This is a genomic window from Rubrobacter taiwanensis (genome assembly GCF_004337705.1).
Lineage (GTDB): Bacteria > Actinomycetota > Rubrobacteria > Rubrobacterales > Rubrobacteraceae > Rubrobacter_C > Rubrobacter_C taiwanensis.
Map to the genome: position 1 here is coordinate 23,207 of NZ_SKBU01000020.1, position 26,609 is coordinate 49,815.

The window sequence follows — 26,609 nt, forward strand, 5'->3', positions numbered from 1 at the left end:
GTTTGATCTCTTTGTCAAGGTCGAATCGGATAAAATTAGCCGGGCGGCCGGTAGAAGGTGCCGGCCAGCGGAGAAACGGTGTCCCGGTGAGAGAAGGAGCAGGGTTGGCCGAGCCTCTGGAGTTTCGGGAGAAGAATTCGCGCAGGGAGGAGATCCTGGAGGTCGCGCTCCGGCTCTTCCGGCAGCGGGGCTACAGCGATACTCCGACGCGCATGATCGCCGAGGAGATCGGCACGAGCAAGGCAAACGTCTACCACCACTTCCGGGCCAAGGACGACATCCTGCGCGCCATGGCCGAGCCGCTGTTCGGGAGGGTGGAGGAGTTCCTGGAGAGACACGAGGCTGCCGGCTCGGCCGACCGGCAAGCGTTGTTGGAGGAGTACTTCGACCTGATCCTCGAAGACCGGGAGCTGGTGGCGCTCCTGGGCGGCGACCCGACGGTGCTGGGGCGGCCGGGGATCGGGGAGCGGGCCGTGGAGCTCAACGACCGGCTCATGCGGCTCCTCGCCGGGGAGGAGTCCGACTGCGAGGGCCGGGTGCGGGCGGGGTGCGCGCTGGCGGCGCTGCAGGCGGCGGTGATCCGCTTCCCGGAGGAAGACCCCGAGGCCGTGCGGCGGGCGGGGCTCGGAGCGGCCCACGGAGCGCTCACCGGCTAACCGCTGTAGTAACGGCTCCGCCAGCGTGTACAATCTTCCCCCAGATGAAGATACACGTCCTGGAACCTCAGATAGCGCAGCAGGTCGCCGCCGGGGAGGTGGTGGACCGGCCGGCTTCGGTAGTCAAGGAGCTGGTCGAGAACGCCCTGGACGCCGGGGCCGGGCGCGTCGAGATAGAGCTTGCGGCCGGAGGGACCTCCCGCATCCTCGTGCGGGACGACGGCTCCGGGATGGGCCCTGAGGACGCGAAGCTCAGCGTGCAGCGCCATGCGACGAGCAAGATCCGCTCCGTGGAGGACATAGAGGCGGTAACTACTCTGGGGTTCCGGGGCGAGGCCCTGCCCTCCATAGCCAGCGTCAGCAGCTTCCAGCTCCTGACCTCCACCGGGAGCGGAGCCGGGACGAAGGTGGTGGTCGAGGGCGGCGCGGAGGCCGAGGTCTCCCCCACCGCCCACCCGAAGGGCACGACCGTGCTGGTGGACCGCATCTTCTACAACGTCCCGGCGCGGCGGGCGTTCCTGAAGGGCACCCGGCCGGAGCGAGCCGCGATCCTGGACGTGATGCACCACATAGCGCTCGCCTACCCGCAGGTGGCCTTCCGGCTGACCGAGCAGGGGCGGGATTACCTCTCGCTTCCGGCGGCCGGCGGTCTGCGGGAGCGGCTGGCCCAGCTCATCGGGGCGTCCAAGGCGCGGGCGCTGCGGCCGGTGGAGTACGAGACGGGAGCGTTCAGGATCGCGGGCTACGCTGCGCTGCCGAGCCTGACCGAGAGCGGCCGCGGTGCCCAGACGGTCGCCGTGAACCGCCGGTGGGTCCGCAGCGAGAGTCTCTTCCGGGGCCTGGACGACGCTTACCGGGCCACAGTCCCGGCCGGCCGGTACCCGCCGGTGGTGCTGCACATCGAGGTGGACCCGCGCCGGGTGGACGTGAACGTACACCCCACCAAGCAGCTCGTGCGCTTCTCGGACGAGCGGGCCGCGCGCTCGGCGATCTCGGCCGCGGTGCGCAGCGCCATAGAGTGGACCCCGAGCCCGCCGCGCGCCGCGCCGCGCTCCCCGGAGCCGAGCTTCACCCAGGACCGGCTTACCGACCAGAGCCGGTGGACTCCGCCCCGGGTGGCCGAGAGCCGCGACCCGTACCCGGCCCGGCCGCACCGCGACCTGCGGGAGGTGCGGGAGAGGCTCTCCGAGATCTCGCCGCCGGCCCGCGGAGAGGCACAGCCGGAGCTGCCCGAGCGCGGAGCGCTGCCGAAGCTGGAGGAGCTGCGCGTGATCGGCCAGCTCGCCGCCGGGTACATCCTCGTCGAGGAGCCGGGAGCGCTGTGGATAGTAGACCAGCACGTAGCCCACGAGCGCGCCATTCTCGACCGCCTCACCGCCGCCGAGGAGCCCGCGGGCATCCAGAGCCTCCTCACCCCGGAGGTGGTCGAGCTCTCACCCTCAGAGGCCGAACTGGCCGCCGAGCACCTGGACGAGCTCGGTGTCTACGGCTTCGAGGTGGAGCCGTTCGGGCCGCGTTCGTACCGGATAACGGGCGTGATCTCGACCCTGGCCGACCGGGACGTGGCCGGGGCGTTCAAGGAGGCCGTCTCGGCGCTCTCGGGCACCGAGCCGGGCCACCGGCGGGAGGAGAAGATCCTGGCCACCATCGCCTGCCACTCGGCGGTGAAGCTGGGCGACCGGCTCTCGCAGCCCGAGATGGAGGCCTTGATCCGGGACTGGCTCACCAGCCGCCTGCCCGCCACCTGCCCGCACGGGCGTTCGATCTGCTACCGCATCGGCGTCAGCGAGGTGGCCCGCAAGCTCGATCGTCATTAGGCAGCAGGGTCATCTCTGCTCCTCCGGGACGGGCGGGCTCTCTACCCCCGGAGTCCGCTCCTCCGCCCGGTAGGCGGGTCCCCCTTCGCCGATACCGGCGTAGACCGCCGGGCTCCGGGAACGCAGGAAGAGCGCCGTCAGAAGGCCGACGAAGCCCGCTCCGAGCACCACGGCGGGCAGGACGACGGCCAGCGGGTCCAGCGGCGCGGCCGGATCCCCCGTCAGCAGCACGTTGAAGTTCAGCACGACGAGCACCAGGACGACGATCAGCACCGCGCCCGCCAGCAGGGGGGCGATCAGGCGCTTCGCGCGGCTCTCGCCGCGGCCGTCACTCAGGAAGAAGGCGACGACCGAGAACGAGAGCAGGCTCAGCAGAGCCACCACCCCCAGCGCCCCCGTGTTCGTGAGCCACGTGAAGAGGGTGAGCACCGGGTCCAGACCGAGGACGGCGAAGACCGCCACGATAGCCAGGGCCAGAGCGGTCTGCGTCAGAGAGGCCGCGTATGGAGCCTCCGTGCGGGGGTTCACCCGGCTCAGGAAGGCGGGCAGAACCCGCTCACGGCCGAGGGCGAAGATATACCGGGCTACCGCGTTGTGGAAGGAGAGCAGGGCGGCGAACAGGCTCGTGGCGAAGAAGAGCCCGCCCACGTCCGCAAACCACGCGCCGAGCCTCTCGGCCCCGGCGATGAACAGCACGGTCGTGGGATCCGGCGCCCCAGCCGTCGTGTACCCCTCAGCGGCCAGCCGCTCCGGGGACGTGATCGTCGCCGGACCGGCCGCCACGGCGAGGAGCCAGCTGGAGACCGCGTAGAAGATGGCGACGAGGGCCACGGCTATGTACGTGGCCCGCGCAACGGTCCGGCGCGGGTCCCGTGCCTCCTCACTGTAGAGAGCCGCCGACTCGAAGCCGACGAACGAGGCGATGCCGAACACCAGAGCCGCGCCCAGAGTTCCACCCTCCAACGCGGTGGTGGGGAGAAACTGGGACCAGGTAAGCCCCTGCGGGCCCGGATCGGTGAGAATGGCCAAGTCGAACAGGACGACCACGAAGACCTCGGCGGCGAGCACCACGCCCAGAACCTTGGCGTTGAGGTCGATCTGAAGCACCCCCAAAACCCCGATTATCCCGATCGTCAGCAGCACCACCACCCACCAGTCGATGCTGGTGCCGAGCTTGAGGTTGAGGTAGCCGGTGAGCGCCACGCCGTAGAGGCCATAGATCCCGATCTGCATGGCATTGTATGCGACGAGGGCTATGAAGGCGGTCCCCAGCCCGGCAGCCCTGCCGAGCCCCCGGGCGACGTAGGCATAGAAGGCCCCGGCCCCGGTCACGTAGTGGCTCATGGTCGCGTAGCCGGTCGCGAAGAGCGCGAGCACGATCCCGTAGAACAGGAAGACGGCGGGAAGCCCCTGGTTCCCGGTCACCAGATAGGCTACCGCCTGTCCCCCTGCAACGGCGGTGAGCGGAGCCGCGGCGGCGACGATGAAGAAGACGATGTCGGAGACGCCCATGGCGCCCCGGTGCAGATGCTCCCGTCCCTCTCCCGAACTTCCCCCGCGGACGGGCGTTTCCCCCTGATTCATGCTCACTCCTCTCTTCCCCCGGTGAGTTTCAAGCCTGGCCCTAGAGATGCCCTACGGCGGCCGGGGCAGCCGGTCTTTCATCTCACGCTGCCCTCCAGGATCTGGAGGGTCTTCAGGTCGGAGTAGAAGTCCAGCGCGTAGTCACCGCCCTCGCGCCCGATGCCGGAGATGCCCATCCCGCCGAAGGGGGCGGTCAGGTCGCGCACCAGGAAGGTGTTGACCCACACCACGCCCGCGCGCACAGCCCTCCCGACGCGGTCCGCGCGCCCCATCGAGGAGGTGTAGATTATCCCGGAGAGACCGTACTCGGTGGAGTTGGCCAGAGCGACGGCCTCCTCCTCGTCGGCGAAGGTCTGGAAGGTGAGCACGGGCCCGAAGACCTCGCGCTGGACGATCTCGGCGTCGTTGGAGCGCGGCTCGATGAGGGTGGGCTGGTAGAAGAGCGGGCCCGCGGGCGAGCGCCGCCCGCCGCGCAGCACTTTGTGCCCCTCCTCGCGGGCGCGCTCGACGAAGCCCTCGACGCGCCTGAGGTGGTCGGGGTGGATGAGGGGCGAGACGGTGGTGCGCTCGTCGCGCGGGTCGCCGAGGACGTGATCGTCGGCGTGGCGGTGGAAGAGCCGGAGGAACTCCCCGGCCACGGACTCCTGCACGAGCAGGCGCGTCCCGGCGAGGCAGACCTGCCCGGCGTCGTCGTACTGGCCGGCGGCCTTGCGGGCGGCGGCGTCGAGGTCTGCGTCCTCGAAGACGATGAGCGGCCCCTTGCCGCCGAGCTCGGCGGTAAAGGGCACGAGGTTTTTCGCGGCGGCCACCCCGATCAGGCGCCCCGTCTCCGGCGAGCCGGTAAAGGAGACGCGGCGCACCAGGGGGTGCGCCACGAGCGCCGCCCCGGCCTCCTCCCCGAGCCCCTGCACGACGTTGAAGACGCCGGGCGGGAAGCCGGCCTCCTCGAAGAGGTCGGCGAGCAGCGAGCAGGAGAGCGGCGACCACTCGGCGGGCTTGAGGACGACCGTGCAGCCGGCGGCCAAGGCCGGAGCGGTCTTCCAGGTAGAGAGCATGAACGGGGCGTTCCAGGGCGTGATGACCGCCGCCGGCCCGGCGGGCATCCGCTGCACCCGGTTCCAGGTACCCTGCGAGCGCCAGTCGCGCTCCTCGTAAGAGGCGGCGAGGTCGGCGTAGGCCCGGTAGTTGCGGGCCCCGCGCGGGATCACGCGCGCCCGCAGGGAGCGCAGGAGCATCGCCATGTCCATGCACTCGACCGCGGCGAGCCTCTCGACGTTGGCGTCTATGAGGTCGGCGAGGCGGTGCAGGTAGGGGGCGCGGCCGGCGGGGCCCAAAGCGGCCCACTCCGGGAAGGCGTCGCAGGCGGCGCGCACCGCCGCGTCCACCTCGGCCTCCCCGCCGCGCGAGATTTCGGCGATGACCTCGTTCGTGATCGGGGAGATGTCCTCGAAGCGCTCCCGGCTTGCGACCCGCTCTCCGCCGATGTAGTGGTCGGGGGAGACCTCCACGCCCGCCACCCGGATGCGCCCGGCGGCCGCTCTCATGCGAGCTCCTTCACGGTCTTCAGGTCGTCCACGGTGTAGCCGAAGGTGAAGCGGTAGCCGCGGTCTATCCTCACGGGGGCCAGAGAGTCGTGCTCCTCGCCGGGAGCCGGGTGCAGGGCGAGGGTGGCCGGCCCGGCGAAGACCCTGGAGATGGCCCGGTCGCGGCTCACGGCGCGCACCAGCTCGTGCACCTGCGGGTCGCCGTGGCGGCCGGCGGCCAGGCGCGGGAAGTGGCGCACGTTGATTATGGGCGGGGCGTTGTGGCGCGGCCCTTCGGCGCTCTCGCCCTCGATGGTGAGGGTCATCTCGGCTATCTGGCGCCCGCGGGCGGAGCAGGTCGCGCCGTGGCGCCCCCCGGGCTTTAGGCCGGGGTCTGCGGGGACGTCGAGGCCGAAGGTGCGGGTCATCCAGATCGAGCCAAGTTTCTTGGGGAAGCCCTGGATCCAGCCCCGCGCGAGCGCGAAGTCCTGGTCCACCCAGATAAACGGGCAGGTGGTCACCTCCTCGCCCTCGAAGAGGGCGTTGACCACGATAAAGAACTCGCGGTAGTGGGAGCGGATGGGGTCAAGGATCTCCTCCCCGCCCTCGGAGCACGACTGCCAGTCGGCGAAGACCGCGGCGCACCTTCCGGGGTCGGGGTGGGGGTCCAGCCCCTCGGGCAGGACGGCGCGCACCGCGTCGGGGTCGGCCCAGTAGTCCACGACGAGGAAGTCGCCGACGTAGTGCCACGGCGGCGGCGGGACGAGGCTCGCCTTCCCGGTGCTGGTGCGCGGGACGGTGTAACCCTTCAGGCTCAACTGGAGACCTCCTCGGGTAGCGGGTGACCTAGCATCTCCAGGCTCTCGCGCTCGGAGGCGACGGCCGCCTCGTCGAAGCGGAAGTAGGAGCGGGGCGGCAGGGGGCCCCAGGTGTTGGAGGAGAAGCGGTTGTCGGGCCAGCGGCGCGCCTCGTGGTCGGGCTCGAGCTGCTCCATGTCGCAGTAGAGCTCGACGAAGCACTCCTCCTCGACGATGCGAACGTAGGAGGCGATGTTGCCGCCGATGCCGTGGCGCACCGGTCCCCACCCGAGCCAGCGCCCGTGCCGCCCGAGGTGGTCGAGGGCGGCCCGCATCTGACCGATGTCGACCACGTCGAAGGCGAGGTGGTGGAAGTGGGGGTAGCCCTTGTCCACGAGCGCCATGACGTGGTGGTCGCTGCTTATGTGGAACCACACCCCCCCGTCGCCGAGCCGGTCGGTGATCCGCATGCCGAGAACCCGGGTGTAGAACCCGACGCCCTCGGCGAGCGCCCCGGTGAGGAAGTTGACGTGCCCGAGCTTGCGCGGGTGGCCGACGACCTGGTCGGTGGCCGCCCGGGCGTGCGAAACCCACCTCTCCCGGGGCTCCCGGTAGGGGAGCACCAGCACGCGGTTGCCCTCCGGGTCGGCGACGCGCAGGCCGCCGGCGTGCTCCTCGTACGGCACGCCGAGGTCCTCGAAGTGCCGCCGGGCGTCGTCGAGGGTGCAGGAGCGCCGCAGCTCGTAGGCGACGTGCTCGACGCCGGGACCCTCAGCGGCGAGGAGCTCCAGCGAGAAGGGCTCGTCGTCGCAGGCGAGGCGGGCGCGGCGCCCGTCCTTCTCGCGTACGGCGAGGCCGAACTGGAGAGCCCAGCGGCGGGCGGCCTCCTCGACGTCGCGGACCCGGAGGCTCACGTGGTCTATCCGGCGCAGCGAGATCACACCGCCTCCACCCTGACGGGCATCCGCTTTATGCCGTTGAAGAAGTTGGATCGCAGGCGGTCCACCGGCCCCGCGAGCTCGACGGCCTTGAGGCGCGGGATGAGCTCCTCGAACGTCACCCGCACCTCCATCCGGGCGAGGTGCGCCCCGAGGCAGAAGTGCTTGCCGCCGGGGCCGAAGGTCATGTGCCCCCGGTGCCGGCTCGGCTCCCGGCCGACGTCAAAGACGTCCGCCTTCTCGAAGACCGTCTCGTCCCGGTTGCCGGAGGTGAACCAGGTCGTCACCTTCGCCCCGGCCGGTATCTTCGTCCCGGCCAGCTCCGTCTCCCGGGTGGTGGTGCGCCGGAAGTGGTGCACCGGGGTCGCCCAGCGGAGCATCTCCTCGGCCGCCGACGGGTAGAGGGAGGGGTCGCGGCGGAGCCTCTCGAGCTGGTCGGGGTTCTCGATGAGGGCCAGGAGGCCGTGGGTGATGGTGTGGCGGGTGGTCTCGTTCCCGGCGGTGGCGAGCAGCACGAAGTTCACGTCGAACTCGCGCTGGGTGAGCCCGCCGAAGGCCATCTGGGTGATGATGTCGTCCCTGGGGTTCTTGCGGCGCTCCGCGGCGAGCGCCCGCCCGATCCTGAAGAGCTCCAGCGCGGCCGGGCTCGAGAACGGAAGGAGCCGGTGCTCTGGCTTCTCCGGGGGCCGGGCGAACTCCGGGTCCTGGTTGCCGAGCAGGTGGTCCCCGATCTCGATGATGTAGCGCCGCTCCTCCTGCGGGACGCCCAGGATGTCCGCAAAGATCCGCATCGGGATCTCCGAGGAGATCTCGCGCACGAAGTCGAACTCGCCCTTGGGGAGGGCGGCCTCGATCACCTCGCGGGCGACCCGGCGCACCTGGTCCTCCCACTCCTTCACCGACCGCGGGGAGAAGCGCCCCCTGATGAGGCGCCGGATCTCGTCGTGGCGCGGCGGGTCGAGGTCTATCATGGACTTGCGCGCCTCGATCTGGTCGGGCTCCAGATCCTCAAGCGAGGTCCCACCGATCTCGGAGGAGTAGATCTCCCAGCGGCGGTGCACCTCCCGGATGTCCTCGTAGCGGCTTATGACCCAGAAGCCGGGGCCGTCGGGCTCGGGGTTAAAGAAGACGGGCGCCTCCCGGCGCAGCGTCCGGAACCACTCGTGGGGCACCCGCTCGACGAAGGCGTCGGGGTCCGAGAGGTCTATCTCCTCCAGCGGAACCGTCTCGACTACTCTCGTCATCTCCCTCCTCCTAAAGGTGGTGCAAATACTCGGAGATCTCCCAGTCGGAGACCCAGGTGCGGTGGCGCTCGATCTCGTACCTCTTGAGCGCGAGGAAGGTGTCCACTATCTGCGGCCCCATCGCCTCACGCAGCACCTGGTCGGCCTCCAGCGCGTCCAGCGCCTCGTCGAGCGTGGCCGGGAGCGGCGGCCCCGCCTTCTCCCCGGCGAGGGTGTAGGCGTCGCCCCCGACCGGCGGGCCGAGCGGCAGCCGCTCGCGCACCCCGTGCAGCCCGGCAAAAAGGGTCGCCGCGGTCGCGAGATACGGGTTCGCGCTCCCGTCCCCCACCCGCACCTCGACCCGCGTGGCCCCGCCCCGCTCGGGCGGGATGCGGACGAACGCGGTGCGGTTGTCCCAGCCCCAGTTGGCGTGGGTCGGGGCGAGCGAGTCGGGCACCAGGCGCCTGTAGGCGTTTATCGTGGGGTTGAGGAACGCCATGAGCCCGGAGGCGTGGGCGAGCACGCCCGCCACGAAGTGGCGCAGGAGGTCGGAGACGCCGTCCGCGCCCCCGGCGAAGGCGTTCGCCCCGTCGCGCTCGAGCGAGAAGTGGATGTGGAAGCCAGATCCCCCCTGGTCGTTGAACGGCTTGCCCATGAACGTGGCGACAAGCCCCCGCATCGCGGCCACGTCCTTGACCGCGCACTTGAGGCGGAAGGCCCGGTCGGCGGCGGTGAGCGCGGGGGCGTGGTGCAGGTTTATCTCGTACTGCGAGTTCATGAACTCGTGGTTTGCGGCGAAGGCCCCGAGGCCCATCCCGGAGAGCATCTCGGCGATCTCGCGCACTATCCCCCGCGGGTCGGCCTGTGGCCCCACGGTGTAGACCATGCTGAGGTTGTCCACGTAGCGGCGCACCCCTCCCGCCGCCTCGCGCTCGCACAGGAAGAACTCGAGCTCGGGCCCCACCACAGGCGAGAGCCCCACCTCCTCGAAGGCCGCGACCGCCCGGCGCACCGCGCCCCTCGGGTCGGCGGGCGGCGCGTGGTCCCCGGCCGGGCGCAGGTCCGCAAGGCAGCACGCCACCCCCGGCTCCCAGGGCACGAGCGTCATCGTCGAGAGGTCGGGGCAGGCCACGAGGTCGGGGTAGCCCTCCTCGCCGCCCACCACGGGGGTGTGCCGCAGGTCGGTGCCCATGATCGCCGAGCAGAACGCGAGCCCGTGCTCCACGGCATGCCTGAACTCCCTGATGGGCACGTCCTTGCCGCGCGCCACGCCGTGCAGGTCGGCATACAGCACCCGCACCGACGTGACGGAGGGGTCCTCCAGCTCCGGAGGCAGCACTGCCGGATTCTCCTGCCTGATCATCTTCTCTCCTTCCCGCCGGTCTCATCTGCCGGCTCTCCTGCACCACCCTCCCGGATGTGCTCCAGAAACGCGTCGAAGAGACGGAAGGCCGCCTTCCTGGCCGCCTCCCGCTGTCCGGGCGGAGCGGCGAGCAGTCCCGACCCGTCCTCTATCCCGAAGCGGCCTAGCCGTCCGGACTCCCGGTCTTTGCGGGCCCACTGCGCCACCACCTCCACCGTGCTCTCCGGGTGGAACTGTATGCCGAGGTGCGGCCCGTACCTGAACGCCTGCGCGGAACGCTCCGTGCGAGCCAGCAAGGTGGCACCGGCCGGCACTGTGAACCCTTCGAAGTGCCACTCCAGCCACGGCCCGGGCGGAACCGACTCCGGATCGCGGGTCTCTATCTCATGCCAGCCGAGCTCGGGATGCGGCAGCGGCTCCGTGCGCCCGCCGAGCACGGCGGAGAGCACCTGCCCCCCGAAGCAGAGCCCGAGCACCGGGACTCCCTGCTCCACCGCGTGTTCGATCAGCTCCAGTTCGGCAGCTACGGCGGGCTCGTGCGCATCGCGCGGACTGAACCTGGAACCGAGCGAGGCGACGAATGAGTACCGCCGGGGATCCGGCACCCGCTCCCCGAGCCAGGAGCGGCTGACCTCGTACTCCATCCCCCTCTCCCGCAGCCAGTCGGCCAGCAGAGCGGGCGGAGACGAGGGTCCGTGCTGCCGGATGAGCGCGGGCTTGATCTCCTCCTTCATACGACCCCCTCTTCCACCCTGCTCTCCGCCTCCTCCTCCGGAATGGCGAGCGCAACATGCAGCGTGCTGGCGGAGACCTCGGGCCGCTCGCCGGGCCCGGAGAGGTCTGCCTCCCACTCCTCGACGGTGTTCGAGAGGCGGCCTATGCCCTCTATCTCTACCTCCACCACATCCCCAGGCTGCATGGGCCGGGAGTTGGCGGGCGTCCCGGTGAGGACCACGTCGCCGGGCTCGAGGGTGATGAAGCGGCACAGATCCGCGAGCTGGTAGGCGACGCCGAAGAGCAGATCCCCAGCCCCTCCCTCCTGCACGACCTCGCCGTTGAGGTAGGTGCGCAGCACGAAGTCCTCGGGGTCGAACCCGCTCGCCGGTACCACCTCCGGCCCGAGCGGCAGGAACCCGTCCTGCCCCTTTACCCGCAGCATCGAACCCCGGTCGGCGTGCCGGAAGTCGTGCAGCCCGACGTCGTTGGCGCAGGTGTAGCCCGCCACGTACGAGAGCGCCTCCTCGACCCCCACGCCCTTCATCCGCCGCCCGACGATGACCGCGAGCTCCCCCTCGTAGTTGAGGAAACGCGTCCCCGCCGGCCGCCGCACCACCCCCCGGTGCCCGTTGAGCGCCGAAGGCGGCTTCAGGAAGTAAGAGGGCTCGGGCGGGATGCGTGCCCCGTACTCCTCAACCCGGCTCCGGTAAGTGAGGTGTACCGCGATGATCTTCGTGGGCTCCGCCGGAGCCAGATACCGCGCCTCAACCTCCGGGATGCTCTCCCCGCTGTCCAGCAGGATCTCATCCCCCACCCGCCACCCCCACGCCGGCGCACCCGCATGTAAAACCCGTACTACCCGCCCCCGGCCGACGAGCTCGGAAATGCTCATACCCATAACATACACCCCATGTCAGTACCAGATCTCTGAAATGGATACATTATCCATTGGACTGTGCTCTGTCAAGTGGTGTCGTTGAATAATGTATCCAGGGAGCTTAAGATAGGTTTGTGAGCGATTCTCGATCTCGAAGGGCGTCGGATCCGATCCGGGTCGATTCGGTGGTGGATCTTGCATACCGGCGGATCCGGGATCTGGTCTTGAGTGGCGAGTTGGCGCCGGGGGCGCGCCTCGGGCAGATCGAGCTCGCTGAGCGGTTCGGGATCTCGCGCACGCCGGTGCGGGAGGCTCTGCGGCGGCTTGCGGGCGAGGGGCTTGTGGATCCCCTTTCGAACCGGGGTTTCAGGGTTGCGGACTTTGGGCTTGAGGGGGTTTTGCGGCGTCTGGAGGTGCGGGCGCTGCTGGAGCCGGGCATAGCGAGGCTAGCAGCCGAGCGGCGGGGAAGGGGCGACATCGAGCGCATGGAGGCTTCGATAGCGCGTGAGGAGCGGGCTCGCAGTGGGGTGGAGGCTCACGATGCCAGCCGGGACTTCCACGTTGCGCTCGCGCGGGCCACCGGCAACGAGGAGCTGGTGCGGGTGCTGGAGTCGCTGTGGCTGGTCGAGGTGGGGCGGCGGCTGCTTTCGCAGCGCTATGCGGTCTCCAACTGGCAGGCCGAGGACGTTGCGGAGCACCGGGAGATCCTGGCGGCGGTGGCGGAGGGGCGTCCGGGCGAGGCCGAGCGGCTCATGGCCGAGCACGTGCGCCGGGCCGTCCATCACTGGGAGCGGCCCGGCGAGCGCCGGGATCCGGCGGCTCGCCCGTGAGGGGCGTCGAGGCGGACGGCGCCGGTGGCGAGGATCATGAGCGCGGCCGAGAGAGCGAACGCCGGGCCGAAGCCGGCCGCTTCGACGATGAAGCCGAACGATGCGGCGCCGAGCCCCGTCCCGGCGTCGAAGGCCACGTTCCACAGGGTGCTAGCCAGCCCGTACTCTCCGGGCGGGACGCGATCGAACATCACCGCCAGCGTAGCGTTCTGCATCGTGCCGTAACCCGCGCCGAACAGCAGAGCCCCGCCTGCCAGCGCCGTCGCGGAGGCTCCGCTCAGCGCCAGGATCAGCATCCCGGCCGAGGCTACGAGAAGGCCGGGGAGCAGGAGCCTCTGCGGTCCGTGGCGGTCCCCGAAGCGGCCGGCCCACCAGCGCGCGGCGGTCGAGGCTGCTCCCATACAGAACAGCCCCGCGGCCGCGGATCCGGTCCCGGAAGCCGCGAGCGGCAAGAACGTGATCACGACGCCCGCCGCGATCGTGACGCTCGTGAACGTCGCGGTCGGCAGCAGGAGAGCTCTGCGCCCCATGCCACGGAGGACGTGCCCGTTCCCCGTCCGCGCCTCTGGAGTGCGGATCGAGATCCCGGCGGCGGCGAGGAGCCCCAGCAGGGGGGCTGCTGCACCGAGCAGGAAGACCGGACCGAAGCCCGCCGCTCCGGCCAGCCAGACCCCGAGCGGCAGGCAGAAGAGCGCGGGCAGGCCGACAGCTATGCCGTAGAGGCCGATACCCTCCCCGCGGCGCCCGGCCGGGAAGAGATCTGCGACTGCCGCGCTGCCGACGACCGTAACGATGCCGAACCCGAGGCCCCGTACGAGCGTCACCGCCAGCAGCGACGCCAGGCTCTGCGTCCAGAGGTAGAGGAAGGCCGGCAGCCCGAGAAAGATGAGTCCCAGGGCCATCGCCGTCCGGTATCCGGTCCGGGGGAGCAGCCAGGGCATCGCCAGCTGGGCGGAGACCGTCGAGAGCATGAAGGCCCCGGTCGCCAACCCGGCGGCCGGACCCCCGCCGTCCGGCCGCGCCGCGTAGAGCGGGACCACCGAGAGCAGGAGGAAGCCCCCGGAGAACGCCGCCAGCGCGGTCAGGAAGAGCCGGGCTGCCGGCGAAACCTTCTGAGCGCGATCCGGCATGGTGCAAGTAGTAGTAGTAGTGTGCACCCCCCGGGAGGCGGCGGGCAAGGCGCGCCGGGTCTCAGGAGGTGCGCAGACGCGAGAGCAGGGCGTCGAGGCTGAAGCGTCCGGCCGAGGCGTAGACCAGGTGCAGGCCGAGTGCGAGCAGGCCCACGTCCCGCAGGAAGCTCAGCCAGAGGTTGGACGGTTCTCCGTCCGCCGTGGCGCCGAAGCAGCCGCAATCTATCTCCAGCCCCCGGATTGCGCCCTGAAGGAGGGCCAGGATGAAGATCGCCATCATCCCGCTCACCGCCGCGGCGGCGAAGCGGGTAAAGAGCCCGACGAGCAGGTAGAAACCGAAGAGCACCTCCAGCCAGGGGAGCGCGTGGGCTGCGAGGGTCACGAACCACTCCGGCAGGTTAAGCTCGTAGGTACGGATCGAGGCCGCCAGAGCGCCCGGGTCCAGCGCTTTGACCGTTCCGGCGTAGAGGAACAGCCCCCCAAGCAGCAGGCGCGAGGCCAGGGTCACATAAGAGCCGGCCAGCAGAGATTTTACGGAGCGGGGACGTTTGTAGCTTTTCATTCCCGAACCGGATACTATACTATCGCGAACCAGTCGTGCCGGCTACGCAGCGAGATCTATGGCTGACAAAGATTGGATGAGGGAGAAATCCGGCGGCAGCAAGTCCTCTCTGCCCCTGATCCTGGCCGGGATAACCGGGATCGCCATCATTGCGATCGCGGTCTTCGCCATCGTACAGGCCTCCGGCGGTCAGGGTGAATCCTTCACCCCCAACTCCCAGGGGCTTCTGCCCGCCGGCTCTCAGGCCCCGGACTTCACCGCCGACACGGTCAACGGCCGGGGAGAGGTCTCTCTGAGCGAGACCGGCGGCGCGAATGCGACCATGCTCGTCTTCTTCGCGAGCTGGTGCCCGCACTGCCAGAACGAGGCTCCGGTCATTGCGGATCTCAAGCGGGACTACGGCGAGGACCTGCGTGTGATCATGATCGGCATAGACAGCGTGCAGGGCGACGATCCCGCAGCGGTGCGCGGCTTTGTGGAGGAGTACGGCATAGACGCTCCGGCGATCTACGAGCCCTCCCTCGGTGCCACCTATCAGGTGTCCGGCTATCCCACAACCTACGTGCTGGACGGCAGCAACGAGATAGTCGCCGCTCACGCCGGCGAGGCTCCGGAAGAGGCATTCCGCAGCTGGATAGAGGAGGCTCTAGCCTAGAGGGAGACGGCCCTCCCGAGCAGATGAGACAAGGGGCGCCCCGCAAGCACCACGAGGATAGGAGACGCCTATGCCGATCGAGTTCAAGGGCAGCGAAGGCTTCACCCTGGGGGTCGAGGAAGAATTCCAGATAGTCGACGCCAGCACGGGTGAGCTCGTACCCAAGGCGGAGGAGGTCATGTCGCGGCTGCCGGAGGACCTCGCGGAGCACATCTCCTACGAGCTCTTTCTGTCCGTGGTGGAGACCAAGACCCCGGTCTGCGCCTCGGTTCCGGAGGTGCACGCCAATCTGCGCGAGCTGCGCAATCGTCTGGGCTCCTGGGTCGCCGCCTGCGGGGCCTCGCTGGCCTCCGCGGGCACCCATCCTTTCTCCCGCTATCAGGATCAGGAGATCACCCCGCAGCAGCGCTATCTGGACGTCGTGGAGCGGCTGCAGTGGGTGGCCCGCCGGGAGGTCATCATGGGGCAGCACATCCACGTCAGCGTCCCGGACGCGCACCGGTCGATAGAGGCAACCAACCGGCTCGCCGAATATGCCCCGCTGCTGTTGGCGCTCTCGGCCAACTCACCGTTCTGGCACGGCGCCCTCACCGGCTTCGAGTCCACTCGGATCAAGGTCTTCGACGGCTTCCCGCGCGCCGGGCTGCCGCCGGAGTTCGGCTCCTGGGAAGATTTCGAGCGCTACGTGGAGAAGATGGTGGCCGCCGGGGCCATCGAGGACTACACGTTCTGCTGGTGGGACGTCCGGCCGCACGCCAAGTTCGGCACGGTAGAGGTGCGCATACCGGACGCCCAGACCCGGCTGGAGCCCGCGGTGGCCCTCACGGCCCTCATCCAGTGTCTCGTCGCCCGGGCGGTGCGCGAGGCCCCGGAGACCGTCCGGCGCTACGACCGCGACCTCACCAGTGAGAACAAGTGGCGGGCCGCCCGCTACGGGATGGAGGCCGTCTTCTACGACTTCGGGGCTCAGGAGTCCGTGCCGGCGAAGGAGATGGCGCGCCGGCTGGTGGACGAGCTGCGCCCGCTCGCAGCCGAGCTCGGCTGCGAGAGCGAGCTCTGCGGCATCCTGGACATCGTGGAGCAGGGCACCGGCAGCCGGCGGCAGCGCCGGATCTACGAGGAGAGCGGGGATCTGCTGGAGGTAGTGGCGGACCTCATAGAGGGCACCCGCCCCGCGCTGGCGGAGACTTAGAAGAGCCAGCTACTCCTCGAACCCCAGAGACCACATGCGGTCGAGGTCGTAATTGGAGTAGCAGCGGAAGGCCACCAGGGTCTCGGTGCGGGCAACGCCGGGTATCTGGGCCAGCTGGCCGGGTACCACGTCGGCCAGCTTCTCGAACTCGGGGATACGCACCATCGCCACCAGATCGTACTCTCCGGTCACGGAGTAGACCTCGGTGACGCCCTCCACCTTCAGCATCGCCTGGGCGGCCTCCTGCACCCGCTCGCCCTCCGTCCTGATCAGCACTATCGCCGTCACCAAGGCGCCACCACCTCCTAGATCCCGAACGTGACCGTGCCCGTGAGCGTGTTGTTCTCCAGAAACTCCTCGTACTCGACCGGGCCGACCTCCACCGTCACCTCGGCGGTCTCGTTGATCTGGCCGGGCCGGAAGCCCGAGACCTCCACCAAGGTCGTCTCCTGAGCCTCCAGCCGCCGGATCGTCGCCGTCTGCGACTGGCGCTCCATGGCCGTGTTGATAACGACCTCCACGGGGACGTCCCCCTCAGGGACCTCGCCGCCGTTTCTGACGCCCACGGTGAAGACCGGCTCGTCGCCGCCCGAGAGCACCACGTTCCCGCCGGGATAGAGGGGCTGGCCGGCCACCAGAACCTCGGTTATCTCCACCCCGTGTACGGCGTCGGGGCTGGCGGGCGCGGAGGAGGCGGAGGCCGGAGCCTCGAGCTCGACCCCCAGCGCCGCGTAGTCCATGAAGGCGGCCGGCTCGTAGAGGTAGCTCTGATCGCTCTCCTGCTCCAGCCGGCGCAGTGCCTCCCGGGAGGCCGGGAGATAGTGCTCCTCGATGATGCGGTCGCTGACGATGAAGTCCTCGACCGCGGCAGTCAGAGCCTGCCGGTACCTCTCGGGCCCCTCGCCGGCGGCGCCCGCCAGCCGCTCGGTGGCGGTCACCCGGATGCCCAGAGCGCTCACCATGTAGGGGTGGGCGTCGGCGAACTCCGGCGGCACGTCCTCGTTCATCATCGCCTGCCGGTAGAGAACGCGCTGCTCGTCAGCGACGGCCTGCAGCGCCTCGGCGTCCAGATTGGCGGGGTCACCGCCCGCCTGCTCCAGAAGCGGCTGCAGCCGGGTAGCCCCCAGAGCGGCCGAATCACTCAGGATGCTGTCCGAGCCGGTGATGTACTTCCGGATCTCGGTCGCTTCCTGACTCGCCACGCAGCCCCGGGCCACGAAGAAGATAAAGGAGAAGGAGACGAAGACCATGACCACGAAGAGGATCGCGGTCAGCCACGTCGGCAGCGCCCGGACCCTGCCGCGAACCGGTCTTCGGCCCTCGCCGGGGCGCCGGGACCGCGCAGCGCTCGGGCTGCGCGGCTTGGTGCTGGATCTGCGAGAACGCCTCTCCGCCAAGAATCTCTTTCTCTCTCCCCCAGAGCCGGTCGCCGCAGAGTGCGGGAGAGTGGGCGAGGGGAGACTCGAACTCCCACGGCCTTGCGGCCACTAGACCCTGAACCTAGCGCGTCTACCAATTCCGCCACTCGCCCGTTTTGCGTCTCAAGAGTATACCAAGCGTATCCGGATGTGGCCATCCCTCCGCCGCATGTAACGGGCAGCGTCAAATCCGTTCCGATTGACGATACAATTACCCGCGGCGGGATGGCCGAGACGCGCTACATAGAGGGCAGGGAGAGCTACATGCTGGCCGAGGTGGTCGGCCGCGGCGGGTTCGCGACGGTCTGGCGCGCCCGCCCGCTCACCGGCGGTGAGGACGTGGCGATCAAGGTCATCCCCGTCTACTCCCAAGGCGAGCGTTCGCGCGCGCTGCGCGAGGGGCAGATAGCGCAGGGTCTGAAGCATCCGAACATCGTGGAGACGCTGGAGGTAATCCCCGGCGAGACCGAGGTGTATCTGGTGACGGAGTTCATCCGGGGCGTGCCGCTGGACGAGGCGGCCCGGCACTACACCGTCCGGGAGACTACCGACGCGATAGCCCAGATCCTGCAGGCCCTGGACTACGCCCACGGCCAGGGCATCATCCACCGGGACGTCAAACCCCAGAATGCCCTCATCGACCGGCGGGGCCGGGTCAAGCTCACAGACTTCGGGGTCGCCTACCGGGCCGGGGACACGCGCCTGACCCGGATAGGGTTCGCCGTCGGCACGCCGGGCTACATCGCGCCGGAGATAATGGACGGTGCGGAGCCCACCGCCCTGACCGACATCTACGCCGTGGGGGCCACGGCCCGGGTGCTTTTGACCCGCAATCACGACGAGCTCCCCCCGCGCCTCTCGGAGTTCATAAACCGGACGACCGCCCCGAACCCCGCCCACCGGCCGCAGAGCGCCCGGGAGGCGCTGGAGCTCCTCACCGGCCGCAGGGCGCCCGCCACCCGAAGCCGAGGCGAGGCCGTCCGGGAGGCTAAGAAGCCCGCCCGCCGTCCGGAGCAGCTCCTGAAGGCGGTAAACGGCGTCACGGCCGCCATGCTGGCGTACATGGGGAGCGGTCTGGTGCTCACCAACGGCGCGGAGATGCTGGGTTTGGCGGCGGGCTTCGGGGTAGCGGGGTATCTGCTGCCCCGGCTGGCGGCTCTGGGTGTGATCGTGGCGCTCGCCGTGGCGCTGATGCAGGCCACGGGCAGCGTCGTGGGGTTCGCAGCCCTGGGCCTCGTGCTGGGCACCTTCTGGGTCGCCGGGGTGCGGGGTAGCGCGCGTCTTTTGCCGCTCGGACCGCTGCTCGCCGTCCCGCTCTCCTGGGTGGGGCTGGGAGCCGGGCTGCCGGTGCTGCTCGGGGCGCTCATGCGCCCGGTAGGAGCAGCGGCGGCCGCCGCTGCGGGAGCCATAACGCTCGCGGGCTACGACCTCGCGCGCGGCACGCCCGACCCGGCCACCGGGCTGGTCGAGGCGCGCTACACGGGGCTGGAGTTCCACGCGGGCAGCTTGAACGTGCCGGCGGGCCAGCTCGCGCCGCAGATCCAGCTCATACTGCAGCAGGCTCCCGAGATTTTGTGGCAGGCGCTGCTCTGGGCGGCGATAGCCGGGATCCTGTCCACCGCCGAGAGGGCCGGGCGCTGGGTCTGGGGAGCGGCCGCGGCCGCCGTCGGCGGCAGCCTGGGGTACGCGTTGCTGGTGGCCCAGACGCCGCAGGCGCTGGCTACCGCTGTGACTTCGCTGGGGCTCGCAGCTATAATATATTCTGTGGTCCGGGTACTGGAGTCTAGAACTGTCAGGTAGGTCTCTTGGGCTTTCTTAAAGGTATAGAGAAGCGCATGGAGTCTCTTGTGGAGGGTGTCTTCGGACGCGCCTTCAAGCGTCAGATACACCCGGTTGAGATCGCCAAGGGCCTCACCCGTGAGATGGACGACAACCGGATGGTGAGCGTTTCTCGCACCTACGCGCCCAACGACTTCACCGTTCATCTCTCTCCGCAGGATGCGGAGGCCATAGAGCCGTACAAAGAGTCGCTCAAGGAGGAGCTCATCCAGTACGTCTCCGCCCACGCCCGCAACCACAGCTACCACATGGTCGGACCGCCCCGGGTCGAGTTCGTCACCGAGGACTCGCTCAACCTCGGAGAGTTCGGGGTCACCGCGCGGCTCACGGGCAGCGACGACCGCCGGAGGCGCGAGGAGGGAGCGCCGGAGGACACCTCGGGCGAGACGCGCATCTTCAAGACGGCCGTTATCGAGCAGGGGACGGCGGCCATCTCCGCCGAAGACGTGCGTCAGCACGGACTGGTCAGAGAGATAGCCGAGCTGGAGGTCGAGGGCCGCAAGTACCCGCTGGAGGGTCAGGGGCCCTGGATCATCGGCCGCTCGGAGAAGAACGACATCGTGATCTCGGACCCCAACGTTTCGCGGCGGCACGCCCGGCTCTCGCGCTCGGGCGACGGGTTCGTGATAGAGGATCTGGACTCCACCAACGGAACCCTGTTGGACGGCGCTCCCATCAAGCGGGAGCGCATCGAGGACGGCGACGAGCTGACGTTCGGCCAGAGCCGGGCCCGGTTCATCCGCCGCGCCGTCGGCCCCGGGGAGGACTAAGACCGTTGATAGATCTGCAGGTGCCGCTGCTCGCGGCGAAGGCTTTACTATTGTTGCTGCTTTTCGCCTTCGTATACGTGGTGGTGCGCCGGGCGGTCGGGGATCTGCGCTCGTTGCCCAGGAACAGCGACACCTTCGTCGCCGGGGGCGGCCGGGAATCGGTGGTGGACTCGGGTTCGGAGCCGGTGTTCGTGGTTGAGGACTCGGAGAGTCTGGCGCCGGGGACCAGGTTCGCCATCGGCGGCGGGGTGACGGTCATCGGCCGCTCCGGGAGCAGCGACATAGCCCTCCGGCACGACGATTACGCCTCCGGCGAGCACGCCCGGCTTATGCGACGGGGCGGCGTTCTGTATATAGAGGATATGAACTCCACCAACGGCACGTTCATCAACGGCGAGAGATGTACCGGAGCCTCGGCCCTGCAGCCGGGGGATCTGGTAAAGATCGGGTCCACGACCTTCCGCTACAAGGAGTAGGGCCGTGGTCTCTCTGGAGTACTTCGGAGCCACGGACCCGGGCAAGGTGCGGCAGAACAACGAGGACTCGCTGCTTCTGGGTGGCGGGAAGGATCCCTCGCTGCTGGCGGTCGCGGACGGCATCGGCGGGTTCGAGGCCGGTGAGGTGGCGAGCCGCATCGCCATAGACGTGCTCGGGAAGTTGGACCCCGGCGACTCGCTGGAGGAGGCCATCCGGCGGGCGAACCGCAAGATCCTCAACATCGCGCGGCAGGACCGGCGGTACGAGGGCATGGGCACGACGATCGTGGCGATCAGGTTCTCGGGCCCGACGGCCGAGATAGCGCACGTGGGCGACTCGCGGGCGTACCTCGTACAGGAGGGGGAGCTGAAGCCGGTGACCGAAGACCACTCGCTGGTGGCGGAGCTCATCAGGAGCGGGGACATAACCCGGGATCAGGCTCAAGATCACCCGCAGAAGAACCTCATCACGCGGGCTCTGGGCGCCGAGGAGACGGTCGAGGTGGACGTGAGCGTGCTGCGGGTGCGGCCGGGGGACCGGCTGCTGCTGTGCACCGACGGGCTTTCGGACATGATCTCCGAGCGGGAGATAGAGCGCATCCTGCGCGAGAACCGGGACCCTGAGATAGCCACCCGCCGGCTCATCTCGGCGGCGCTGGAGGCCGGTGGGGCGGACAACGTGACCGTGATAGTCACGAACGTCACGGAAGACGCGGGGACCCCGGTGCCGGACATCCGGCGGGATCGTTCCGGCGACACGGAAGAGATGGCGGGCGTCGCCGGGGCGGGTGAGCCCCCGCCCCCCATCCCCCGCACCCGTCCGCGTGGCAATCCCCGGCGCAAGCAGAAGGCCCGACCGGCCCTCCGGTTCCTGAAGGGGCTGGTGCGGGGTCTGGTGGCGCTGGCGGTGGTCGGCGTCATCCTGATGCCGGCGTATCTGTGGGGCAGCAGCCGGTACTTCCTGGGCGTGGATGACGGGGTGGTCGTCGTTTACCGGGGGCTCCCGTACGAGCCGTTGGGCCTGCGGCTGAACGAGGAGTGGCGGCGCACGGATCTGCGGGTCTCGGAGATAGACGAGCCGTACCGGCAGCAGCTGGACGATCGGCGGCTCTACTCGCGGGAGCGGGCCGAGGCCGTGGTCAGGGATCTGAGGGAGGAGTAGAGCGGGTATGGCGCAGAGAGCGACGCTCCCCATGCTCCTCGCCCTCGCGACGGTGGCGCTGGGGTTCGCCATCTTGCTCGCCGTGCAGCAGGAGACCAGCCCGCCGCTAATCTACGGCGGGGCGTACGCCGGGATGATGATCGGGGTCTACGGCTTCGTGCGGCTCTGGCTGCCGCGCTCCGACGCGCTGCTCATACCCGTGGTCACGCTGCTCACCGGGACGGGGTTGATCATGATCTACCGCCTCACCTACGGCGTCGAGGGCGTGGAAGACCTGGCGATCAGCCAGGTGATCTGGATCCTCACCGGCAGCGTCTTCCTGCTGCTCACGATCGTCTTCCTCAGAGACTACCACCGCCTGATGCAGTACAAGTACCTGCTGGCGCTTCTGGCCATCGGCCTGATAATGCTCACCTTCACCCCGTTCGGGTACGAAGTGAACGGCGCCCGGCTGTGGGTGCAGATCGGGCCCGTCAACTTCCAGCCCTCGGAGTTCGCCCGCATAGGGCTCATCATCTTCTTCGCCGCGTACCTGGCGGAGAAGCGGGATCTGATGGCGGCCACCAGCAGAACCGTACTTGGGGTTCAGATCCCCTCCCCCAAGTACTTCGGCCCGGTTCTGGTGGTGTGGGCCGCCTCGCTCGGGCTGCTCGTCTTTGAGAAGGATCTGGGCAGCAGCCTGCTCTTCTTCGCCGTGCCGCTCCTGATGCTCTATGTGGCCACGGGCCGGGCGGCGTACGTGGGCATAGGGAGCGTGCTCTTCGCCATCGGGTGCGTGATCAGCTACCACCTCTTCGCGCACGTGCGGGTGCGGGTGGCGGCGTGGTTGGACCCGTGGGCAGACCCGGACTTGATGGGCTTCCAGATACTGCAGAGCCTCTTCAACATCGCCGACGGCGGGATAGTCGGAACGGGGCTGGGCGAGGGCTTCTCCCAGACCATCCCGGAGGTGCACACGGACTTCATCTTCTCCGCCATAGCCGCCGAGCTCGGGCTGCTCGGCGCCTCCGCGATCCTGCTGACCTTCCTCATCTTCGTCTACCGGGGGATGAAGATCGCGCTCCTCTCCGGCGACGACTTCTCCAAGCTGCTGGCCGGGGGGCTGACCGTGATGTTCGCCCTGCAGACGCTGGTGATCATCGGGGGGGTTACGAAGGCTATCCCGCTGACCGGGATCACGCTCCCGTTCGTCTCCTACGGCGGGAGCTCGGTGGTCGGGAACTTCATCCTCACCGGGCTGCTGCTCGTGATATCCGAGAAGGCCGGCCGGCGGCTGGCCGGAGAGGAGGTCCGGTGAACACGCAGCTGAGGCTCCTCTTCTACACGTTCACCGCGATGTTCGTGGCCCTGATCGGGGTGCTCGCCTACTGGCAGGTCTACGCCCGCGAGTCGCTGGCGAACAACCCGCACAACGGGCTGCAGACTCAGCGGGAGGTGCAGGTCCCGCGCGGACTCATCACCGCGAGCGACGGCACCGTCCTGGCCCGCAGTGTCCCGAGCGGCGAGAACTCCTACGACCGCGTCTATCCCGAGGGAGCGGTGTACGCCCCGGTGGTCGGCTACTGGAGCACCAGATACGGGGCGACCGGGATAGAGATCGGGATGAACACCGAGCTCTCCGGCCGGGGCGAGCCGGCCACCCTCGACGAACTGATAAACCAGCTCTCTGGCCGGCCGCAGGGCGGGAACAACGTCGAGCTGACCCTGGACCCGGAGCTGCAGCGCCTCGCCTACGAAAGGCTCGCCGCCAGCGCCACCGGCCGCGGGTCGGCGGTGGCCATAGACCCGCAGACCGGTGAGATCCTGGCGCTCGTCTCCCATCCGTCCTACGACCCGAACAACATAGACGAGACCTTCCCCGAGCTCCAGCGGGCCGAGAACTCGCCGCTTCTGAACCGGGCCACGCAGGGGCTCTACATCCCGGGCTCGGTCTTCAAGGTGATCACGGCCGCCGCCGCGCTCGAAGCCGGGGTGAGCCCGAGCCGGAGCTTCGTGGACACCGGCAGCTACACCGCGGGCGGCTTCCGGGTGACCAACTACGGCGGCGCCTCCTACGGAGCCCAGGACTTCGCGCACGCGCTGGCGCTCTCGATCAACACCATCTTCGCCCAGATCGCCGTAGAGGAGGTGGGCGCTCAGGCGCTCGCGCAGAAGGCGCTGGAGTTCGGCTTCGGAGACGGCTACGAGGACTTCGTGCTGCCGGTCGCCCCCAGCACTCTGGGCGAACCGCCCTCCGAGTGGGACGCCGCCCTGCTGGCGAGCAACGGCTTCGGCCAGGGCACGGTGCAGACCAACACCTTCGAGATGGCGCTGGTGGCCGCTACCATAGCGAACGGGGGCACGATGATGCAGCCGCAGCTCGTGAACGAGGTGCGCTCGCAGGACGGCATCATCCTCGACCGCGCCACCCCCCAGACCCGCAACCGGGTCATGCCCTCCGAGCAAGCCCGGCAGCTCACCTCGATGATGGAGCTGGTCATGACCGAAGGAACGGCACAGAGCGGCCAGCTGCCCGGCGTGGAGATAGCCGGCAAGACCGGCACGGCCGAGACCGGCAGCGGTCCGCCGCACTCCTGGTTCATCGCATTCGCCCCGGCGGACGATCCCACCATCGCGGTCGCCGTGCTGGTGGAGAACGGCGGTGACGGCGAATCTGCCGCGCTTCCCATAGCGCGGGACATGATCCGGACGCATCTGGAGGACCGTAATGAAGACCAAGGGTAAAGAGTGTAACCTGAGCCCGTGCAGCAGGTAATAGACAACCGCTACAACATCATCCGGCCGCTGGGCAGCGGCGGGATGGCCGATGTCTACCTGGCACACGACGAGGTGCTGGACCGCAACGTCGCCCTCAAGGTGCTCAGCCGCCGCTACGCCGACGACGAGGAGTTCGTGGAGCGGTTCAAGCGCGAGGCCCAGAGCGCAGCGGCGCTCTCGCACCCGAACATCGTCTCTATCTACGACCGTCGCGAGACCGAGGACGACACCTACTACATCGCCATGGAGTACCTGCCCGGCGGCACGCTCAAGGAACGGATTCTCAAGAAAGGTCCGCTGCCGCCGGACGTGGCGACCGAGGTCACGATCCAGATCGCCGAGGCGCTGCAGGTGGCACACCGGCGGGGACTCGTCCACCGGGATGTCAAGCCGCACAACATCCTCATAACCGAGTCCGGTGACGTGAAGGTGGCGGACTTCGGCATAGCCCGGGCCGCCTCCTCTTCCACCATGACCCGCACAGGCTCCATCCTGGGCACCGCACACTACATCTCGCCCGAGCAGGCGATGGGCGAGGGCGCAACCCCCCGGAGCGACCTGTACTCTTTAGGGGTCGTGCTCTACGAGATGCTCACCGGCGAGCTGCCGTTCGACGCCGAGACGCCGATCGGGATTGCTCTGAAGCACGTCAACGGCCATCTGAGGCCGCCGAAGGAGATAAACCCGGAGATCCCGGACGGGTTGAACGCCATCTGCGTCCGGCTGATGGCCAAAGACCCCGCCGAACGCTACGGGAGCGCCGGGGAGCTCATAGAGGACCTGCGGCGTGTGAAGTCCGGGCTCGAGCCCTCGGGAGAGACCACGCAGGCGATGACCCGCATCATGGCCCCGGCCGCCGCGCAGCGGACCGCCCGTACCCGGCCCGTGGGAGTCGGAGCGCAGCAGACCGGCCGGATAGAGGAAGGCCGCCGCCGGCGCGGTCTCTTCCCGTTCGTGATGGGGCTCGTCGCAATCGCCGCGCTGGTGCTGCTGGGCATCATCGGCTGGAGCCTCTGGCAGGGAATCCAGAGCCTCCAGGAGCAGCAGGCCCCCGTCGAAGTGCCGGACCTCCGGGGCATGACGCTCGACGAGGCCCGGGCCGAATACGGCGAGGACTTCACCATCACCGTCGACGACCGGCAGAGCGGCCGGGAGCCGGAGGATACGATCCTGGATCAGGACCCCGCGCCGGGCGAGATGCTCCAGCGGGGCGAGACGATCCTGGTCACGGTCAGCACCGGCCGGATCCCGGTCCCGGACGTGACGGGCATCCCTGAGGACGAGGCGCGCCAGACGCTCGAAGACGAAGGGTTCCGGGTGCGCGTGCAGTCCGAGGAGACCGACGAGGCCACAGAAGGTACGGTCTTCCGGCAGAGCCCCCGGGGTGGCGAGGAAGCCCTCTTCGGCTCTACGGTCACCATCGTGGTGAGCGCCGGACCGGAGACGACGACGGTGCCGGACCTCTCCGGCAGCACCGTCTCACAGGCAAGCAGCACCCTCTCCGGTGCCGGACTCACGCTGGGCTCCACGAGCGAGCAGCCGAGCGACAGCGTTCCGGAAGGACTCATCATGAGCCAGAGCCCGGGACCGGGCAGCGAGGTTCCGCCGGGCAGCAGCGTGGACGTCGTGGTCAGCTCCGGACCCGAGGAGCCGGAGACGGTGACCGTGCCGGACGTCTCCGGCCAGAGCACGAGCGCCGCGGTCTCCAACCTGGAGGCCGCCGGCCTGGAGGTGGCGAGCCAGGGGATACAGCGCCCCGACCCGAGCGTCCCGGAGGGCTTCGTCATCGGCACCAACCCCTCGGCCGGCTCCGAAGTCCCCGAAGGGACGGTCGTGACCCTGATCGTGAGCTCGGGAGCCCCGGCGCAGAGCCCCGCCCCCCCGGACGACGATGATGACGACTCCGCCGGCCCCACACCCCGCCCCGGTGATGACGATGATGATGACGACAACGACAACGCCGGCCAGCCCGGCGGCAACGACAACACCGGCCAGCCCGGCAGGGGTGGCGGCCAGCCCGGCGGCAACGACAACACCGGCCGGCCCGGCGGCAACCGAACCGCGGAGGGGGGGACTAGATCTCCACGCTGACCGCGCGGACTATGGCGGATACGTCTCTGAGCCGGGAGATGAAGTTCTCCGAGTCGCTCTCGGTCACCACGGTGTATCCCGCGCCGAACAGGTAGAAGCTGCGCATGCCCCCGGCACCCTCGGTGTAGAAGATCGGGGGCGCCTCATGCGGCCCGAGATGCGAGAGCAGGTCCAGAAAGTCCCGCGGCTCGCACCGGATCCGGGGATTCGAGGACAGCCTGCCGGTCACCCC

25 protein-coding genes and 1 tRNA gene are annotated in these 26,609 nt (G+C 69.2%); 12 read left to right on the forward strand and 14 right to left on the reverse strand.

Annotated elements, in window-relative coordinates; all coding sequences use genetic code 11:
- The first annotated feature begins 104 nt into the window (after nucleotides 1-104).
- Nucleotides 105-656: a TetR/AcrR family transcriptional regulator gene (locus E0L93_RS15870; protein ID WP_165874322.1), complete on the forward strand. Its 552-nt coding sequence runs from the start codon at nucleotides 105-107 to the stop codon at nucleotides 654-656.
- 44 nt (nucleotides 657-700) lie between these two features.
- Entirely contained in the window at nucleotides 701-2,473 is a 1,773-nt protein-coding gene (mutL, locus tag E0L93_RS11470) for a DNA mismatch repair endonuclease MutL (protein WP_132692044.1), read from the forward strand.
- 9 nt (nucleotides 2,474-2,482) lie between these two features.
- On the opposite strand, the gene E0L93_RS11475 is transcribed toward mutL, so the two are convergent.
- The 8 genes from E0L93_RS11475 to E0L93_RS11510 form a co-directional block, all read right to left on the reverse strand.
- Nucleotides 2,483-4,057 carry an APC family permease gene (locus E0L93_RS11475; protein ID WP_207890452.1) on the reverse strand — a complete coding sequence of 525 codons (1,575 nt, stop codon included), beginning with the start codon at nucleotides 4,055-4,057 and terminating at the stop codon, nucleotides 2,483-2,485.
- 77 nt (nucleotides 4,058-4,134) lie between these two features.
- Nucleotides 4,135-5,601, reverse strand: a complete 1,467-nt coding sequence (locus E0L93_RS11480; RefSeq protein WP_132692046.1) for an aldehyde dehydrogenase — start codon at nucleotides 5,599-5,601, stop codon at nucleotides 4,135-4,137.
- On the reverse strand, nucleotides 5,598-6,398 hold the full coding sequence (locus tag E0L93_RS11485) for an acetoacetate decarboxylase family protein (RefSeq protein ID WP_207890453.1): 801 nt from the start codon (nucleotides 6,396-6,398) through the stop codon (nucleotides 5,598-5,600). Before E0L93_RS11485 ends, E0L93_RS11480 begins: the two co-directional genes overlap by 4 nt.
- Nucleotides 6,395-7,318 (reverse strand): VOC family protein, encoded by a 924-nt coding sequence (locus E0L93_RS11490; RefSeq protein WP_165874323.1) that lies wholly within the window; start codon nucleotides 7,316-7,318, stop codon nucleotides 6,395-6,397. The genes E0L93_RS11485 and E0L93_RS11490 overlap by 4 nt, the downstream gene beginning before the upstream one ends.
- A complete protein-coding gene (locus E0L93_RS11495) occupies nucleotides 7,315-8,559 on the reverse strand; it encodes a cytochrome P450 (RefSeq protein ID WP_132692050.1) in 1,245 nt (414 codons plus the stop codon). Before E0L93_RS11495 ends, E0L93_RS11490 begins: the two co-directional genes overlap by 4 nt.
- A gap of 10 nt (nucleotides 8,560-8,569) precedes the next feature.
- Nucleotides 8,570-9,901, reverse strand: coding sequence for a glutamine synthetase family protein (locus E0L93_RS11500; RefSeq protein WP_132692052.1), 1,332 nt, complete (start codon nucleotides 9,899-9,901; stop codon nucleotides 8,570-8,572).
- Nucleotides 9,898-10,635 carry a type 1 glutamine amidotransferase gene (locus E0L93_RS11505; protein ID WP_132692054.1) on the reverse strand — a complete coding sequence of 246 codons (738 nt, stop codon included), beginning with the start codon at nucleotides 10,633-10,635 and terminating at the stop codon, nucleotides 9,898-9,900. Before E0L93_RS11505 ends, E0L93_RS11500 begins: the two co-directional genes overlap by 4 nt.
- On the reverse strand, nucleotides 10,632-11,510 hold the full coding sequence (locus tag E0L93_RS11510) for a fumarylacetoacetate hydrolase family protein (protein WP_243638207.1): 879 nt from the start codon (nucleotides 11,508-11,510) through the stop codon (nucleotides 10,632-10,634). The genes E0L93_RS11505 and E0L93_RS11510 overlap by 4 nt, the downstream gene beginning before the upstream one ends.
- Nucleotides 11,511-11,629: 119 nt before the next feature.
- On the opposite strand from E0L93_RS11510, the gene E0L93_RS11515 reads away from it, so the two are divergent.
- Nucleotides 11,630-12,325: a GntR family transcriptional regulator gene (locus E0L93_RS11515; RefSeq protein ID WP_132692058.1), complete on the forward strand. Its 696-nt coding sequence runs from the start codon at nucleotides 11,630-11,632 to the stop codon at nucleotides 12,323-12,325.
- Here E0L93_RS11515 and E0L93_RS11520 read toward each other — a convergent pair.
- Nucleotides 12,277-13,455, reverse strand: coding sequence for an MFS transporter (locus E0L93_RS11520; RefSeq protein WP_132692060.1), 1,179 nt, complete (start codon nucleotides 13,453-13,455; stop codon nucleotides 12,277-12,279). The genes E0L93_RS11515 and E0L93_RS11520 overlap by 49 nt on opposite strands.
- A 61-nt stretch (nucleotides 13,456-13,516) precedes the next feature.
- The gene (locus E0L93_RS11525) at nucleotides 13,517-14,017 is read right to left on the reverse strand and encodes a DoxX family protein (protein ID WP_132692062.1); all 501 of its coding nucleotides are present in this window, start codon (nucleotides 14,015-14,017) and stop codon (nucleotides 13,517-13,519) included.
- A gap of 58 nt (nucleotides 14,018-14,075) precedes the next feature.
- On the opposite strand from E0L93_RS11525, the gene E0L93_RS11530 reads away from it, so the two are divergent.
- Entirely contained in the window at nucleotides 14,076-14,672 is a 597-nt protein-coding gene (locus tag E0L93_RS11530; protein ID WP_132692064.1) for a TlpA family protein disulfide reductase, read from the forward strand.
- Nucleotides 14,673-14,742: 70 nt separating this feature from the next.
- Entirely contained in the window at nucleotides 14,743-15,864 is a 1,122-nt protein-coding gene (locus tag E0L93_RS11535) for a glutamate--cysteine ligase (protein ID WP_132692066.1), read from the forward strand.
- A gap of 9 nt (nucleotides 15,865-15,873) precedes the next feature.
- Here the strand turns inward: E0L93_RS11535 and E0L93_RS11540 are convergent, their stop codons facing one another.
- The 3 genes from E0L93_RS11540 to E0L93_RS11550 form a co-directional block, all read right to left on the reverse strand.
- Nucleotides 15,874-16,155 (reverse strand): Lrp/AsnC family transcriptional regulator, encoded by a 282-nt coding sequence (locus tag E0L93_RS11540; protein ID WP_132692068.1) that lies wholly within the window; start codon nucleotides 16,153-16,155, stop codon nucleotides 15,874-15,876.
- 14 nt (nucleotides 16,156-16,169) lie between these two features.
- Complete coding sequence (locus E0L93_RS11545; RefSeq protein ID WP_132692070.1) at nucleotides 16,170-17,261, reverse strand: hypothetical protein; 1,092 nt, start codon at nucleotides 17,259-17,261, stop codon at nucleotides 16,170-16,172.
- A 50-nt stretch (nucleotides 17,262-17,311) separates the two neighbouring features.
- A tRNA-Leu gene (locus tag E0L93_RS11550) sits at nucleotides 17,312-17,395 on the reverse strand.
- Between the two features lie 112 nt (nucleotides 17,396-17,507).
- On the opposite strand from E0L93_RS11550, the gene E0L93_RS11555 reads away from it, so the two are divergent.
- Genes E0L93_RS11555 through pknB form a run of 7 tightly spaced genes read left to right on the forward strand, consistent with a single transcriptional unit; the run spans nucleotide 17,508 to nucleotide 26,377 of the window.
- Complete coding sequence (locus E0L93_RS11555) at nucleotides 17,508-19,082, forward strand: serine/threonine-protein kinase (protein ID WP_132692072.1); 1,575 nt, start codon at nucleotides 17,508-17,510, stop codon at nucleotides 19,080-19,082.
- A gap of 5 nt (nucleotides 19,083-19,087) precedes the next feature.
- Nucleotides 19,088-19,891, forward strand: coding sequence for an FhaA domain-containing protein (locus tag E0L93_RS11560; RefSeq protein WP_279387494.1), 804 nt, complete (start codon nucleotides 19,088-19,090; stop codon nucleotides 19,889-19,891).
- Nucleotides 19,892-19,896: 5 nt separating this feature from the next.
- Nucleotides 19,897-20,367, forward strand: coding sequence for an FHA domain-containing protein (locus E0L93_RS11565; RefSeq protein WP_132692076.1), 471 nt, complete (start codon nucleotides 19,897-19,899; stop codon nucleotides 20,365-20,367).
- Nucleotides 20,368-20,371: 4 nt separating this feature from the next.
- Nucleotides 20,372-21,529, forward strand: coding sequence for a Stp1/IreP family PP2C-type Ser/Thr phosphatase (locus tag E0L93_RS11570; RefSeq protein ID WP_132692078.1), 1,158 nt, complete (start codon nucleotides 20,372-20,374; stop codon nucleotides 21,527-21,529).
- Nucleotides 21,530-21,536: 7 nt separating this feature from the next.
- Complete coding sequence (locus tag E0L93_RS11575; RefSeq protein ID WP_132692080.1) at nucleotides 21,537-22,826, forward strand: FtsW/RodA/SpoVE family cell cycle protein; 1,290 nt, start codon at nucleotides 21,537-21,539, stop codon at nucleotides 22,824-22,826.
- The gene (locus E0L93_RS11580; protein WP_132692082.1) at nucleotides 22,823-24,253 is read left to right on the forward strand and encodes a peptidoglycan D,D-transpeptidase FtsI family protein; all 1,431 of its coding nucleotides are present in this window, start codon (nucleotides 22,823-22,825) and stop codon (nucleotides 24,251-24,253) included. The genes E0L93_RS11575 and E0L93_RS11580 overlap by 4 nt, the downstream gene beginning before the upstream one ends.
- Before the next feature lie 18 nt (nucleotides 24,254-24,271).
- On the forward strand, nucleotides 24,272-26,377 hold the full coding sequence (gene pknB / locus E0L93_RS11585) for a Stk1 family PASTA domain-containing Ser/Thr kinase (RefSeq protein WP_132692084.1): 2,106 nt from the start codon (nucleotides 24,272-24,274) through the stop codon (nucleotides 26,375-26,377).
- Here pknB and E0L93_RS11590 read toward each other — a convergent pair.
- The gene (locus E0L93_RS11590; RefSeq protein ID WP_132692086.1) at nucleotides 26,361-26,606 is read right to left on the reverse strand and encodes a hypothetical protein; all 246 of its coding nucleotides are present in this window, start codon (nucleotides 26,604-26,606) and stop codon (nucleotides 26,361-26,363) included. The two genes, pknB and E0L93_RS11590, sit on opposite strands and share 17 nt — an antisense overlap.
- Nucleotides 26,607-26,609: the final 3 nt, after the last annotated feature.

Bases quoted from the DNA above. Each gene is read 5' to 3' on its own strand.
- mutL (WP_132692044.1), top strand. From the start codon at position 701: ATGAAGATACACGTCCTGGAACCTCAGATAGCGCAGCAGGTCGCCGCC.
- E0L93_RS11475 (WP_207890452.1), bottom strand. From the start codon at position 4,057: ATGAATCAGGGGGAAACGCCCGTCCGCGGGGGAAGTTCGGGAGAGGGA.
- E0L93_RS11480 (WP_132692046.1), bottom strand. From the start codon at position 5,601: ATGAGAGCGGCCGCCGGGCGCATCCGGGTGGCGGGCGTGGAGGTCTCC.
- E0L93_RS11495 (WP_132692050.1), bottom strand. From the start codon at position 8,559: ATGACGAGAGTAGTCGAGACGGTTCCGCTGGAGGAGATAGACCTCTCG.
- E0L93_RS11500 (WP_132692052.1), bottom strand. From the start codon at position 9,901: ATGATCAGGCAGGAGAATCCGGCAGTGCTGCCTCCGGAGCTGGAGGAC.
- E0L93_RS11505 (WP_132692054.1), bottom strand. From the start codon at position 10,635: ATGAAGGAGGAGATCAAGCCCGCGCTCATCCGGCAGCACGGACCCTCG.
- E0L93_RS11510 (WP_243638207.1), bottom strand. From the start codon at position 11,510: ATGAGCATTTCCGAGCTCGTCGGCCGGGGGCGGGTAGTACGGGTTTTA.
- E0L93_RS11520 (WP_132692060.1), bottom strand. From the start codon at position 13,455: ATGCCGGATCGCGCTCAGAAGGTTTCGCCGGCAGCCCGGCTCTTCCTG.
- E0L93_RS11525 (WP_132692062.1), bottom strand. From the start codon at position 14,017: ATGAAAAGCTACAAACGTCCCCGCTCCGTAAAATCTCTGCTGGCCGGC.
- E0L93_RS11530 (WP_132692064.1), top strand. From the start codon at position 14,076: ATGGCTGACAAAGATTGGATGAGGGAGAAATCCGGCGGCAGCAAGTCC.
- E0L93_RS11535 (WP_132692066.1), top strand. From the start codon at position 14,743: ATGCCGATCGAGTTCAAGGGCAGCGAAGGCTTCACCCTGGGGGTCGAG.
- E0L93_RS11555 (WP_132692072.1), top strand. From the start codon at position 17,508: ATGGCCGAGACGCGCTACATAGAGGGCAGGGAGAGCTACATGCTGGCC.
- E0L93_RS11575 (WP_132692080.1), top strand. From the start codon at position 21,537: ATGGCGCAGAGAGCGACGCTCCCCATGCTCCTCGCCCTCGCGACGGTG.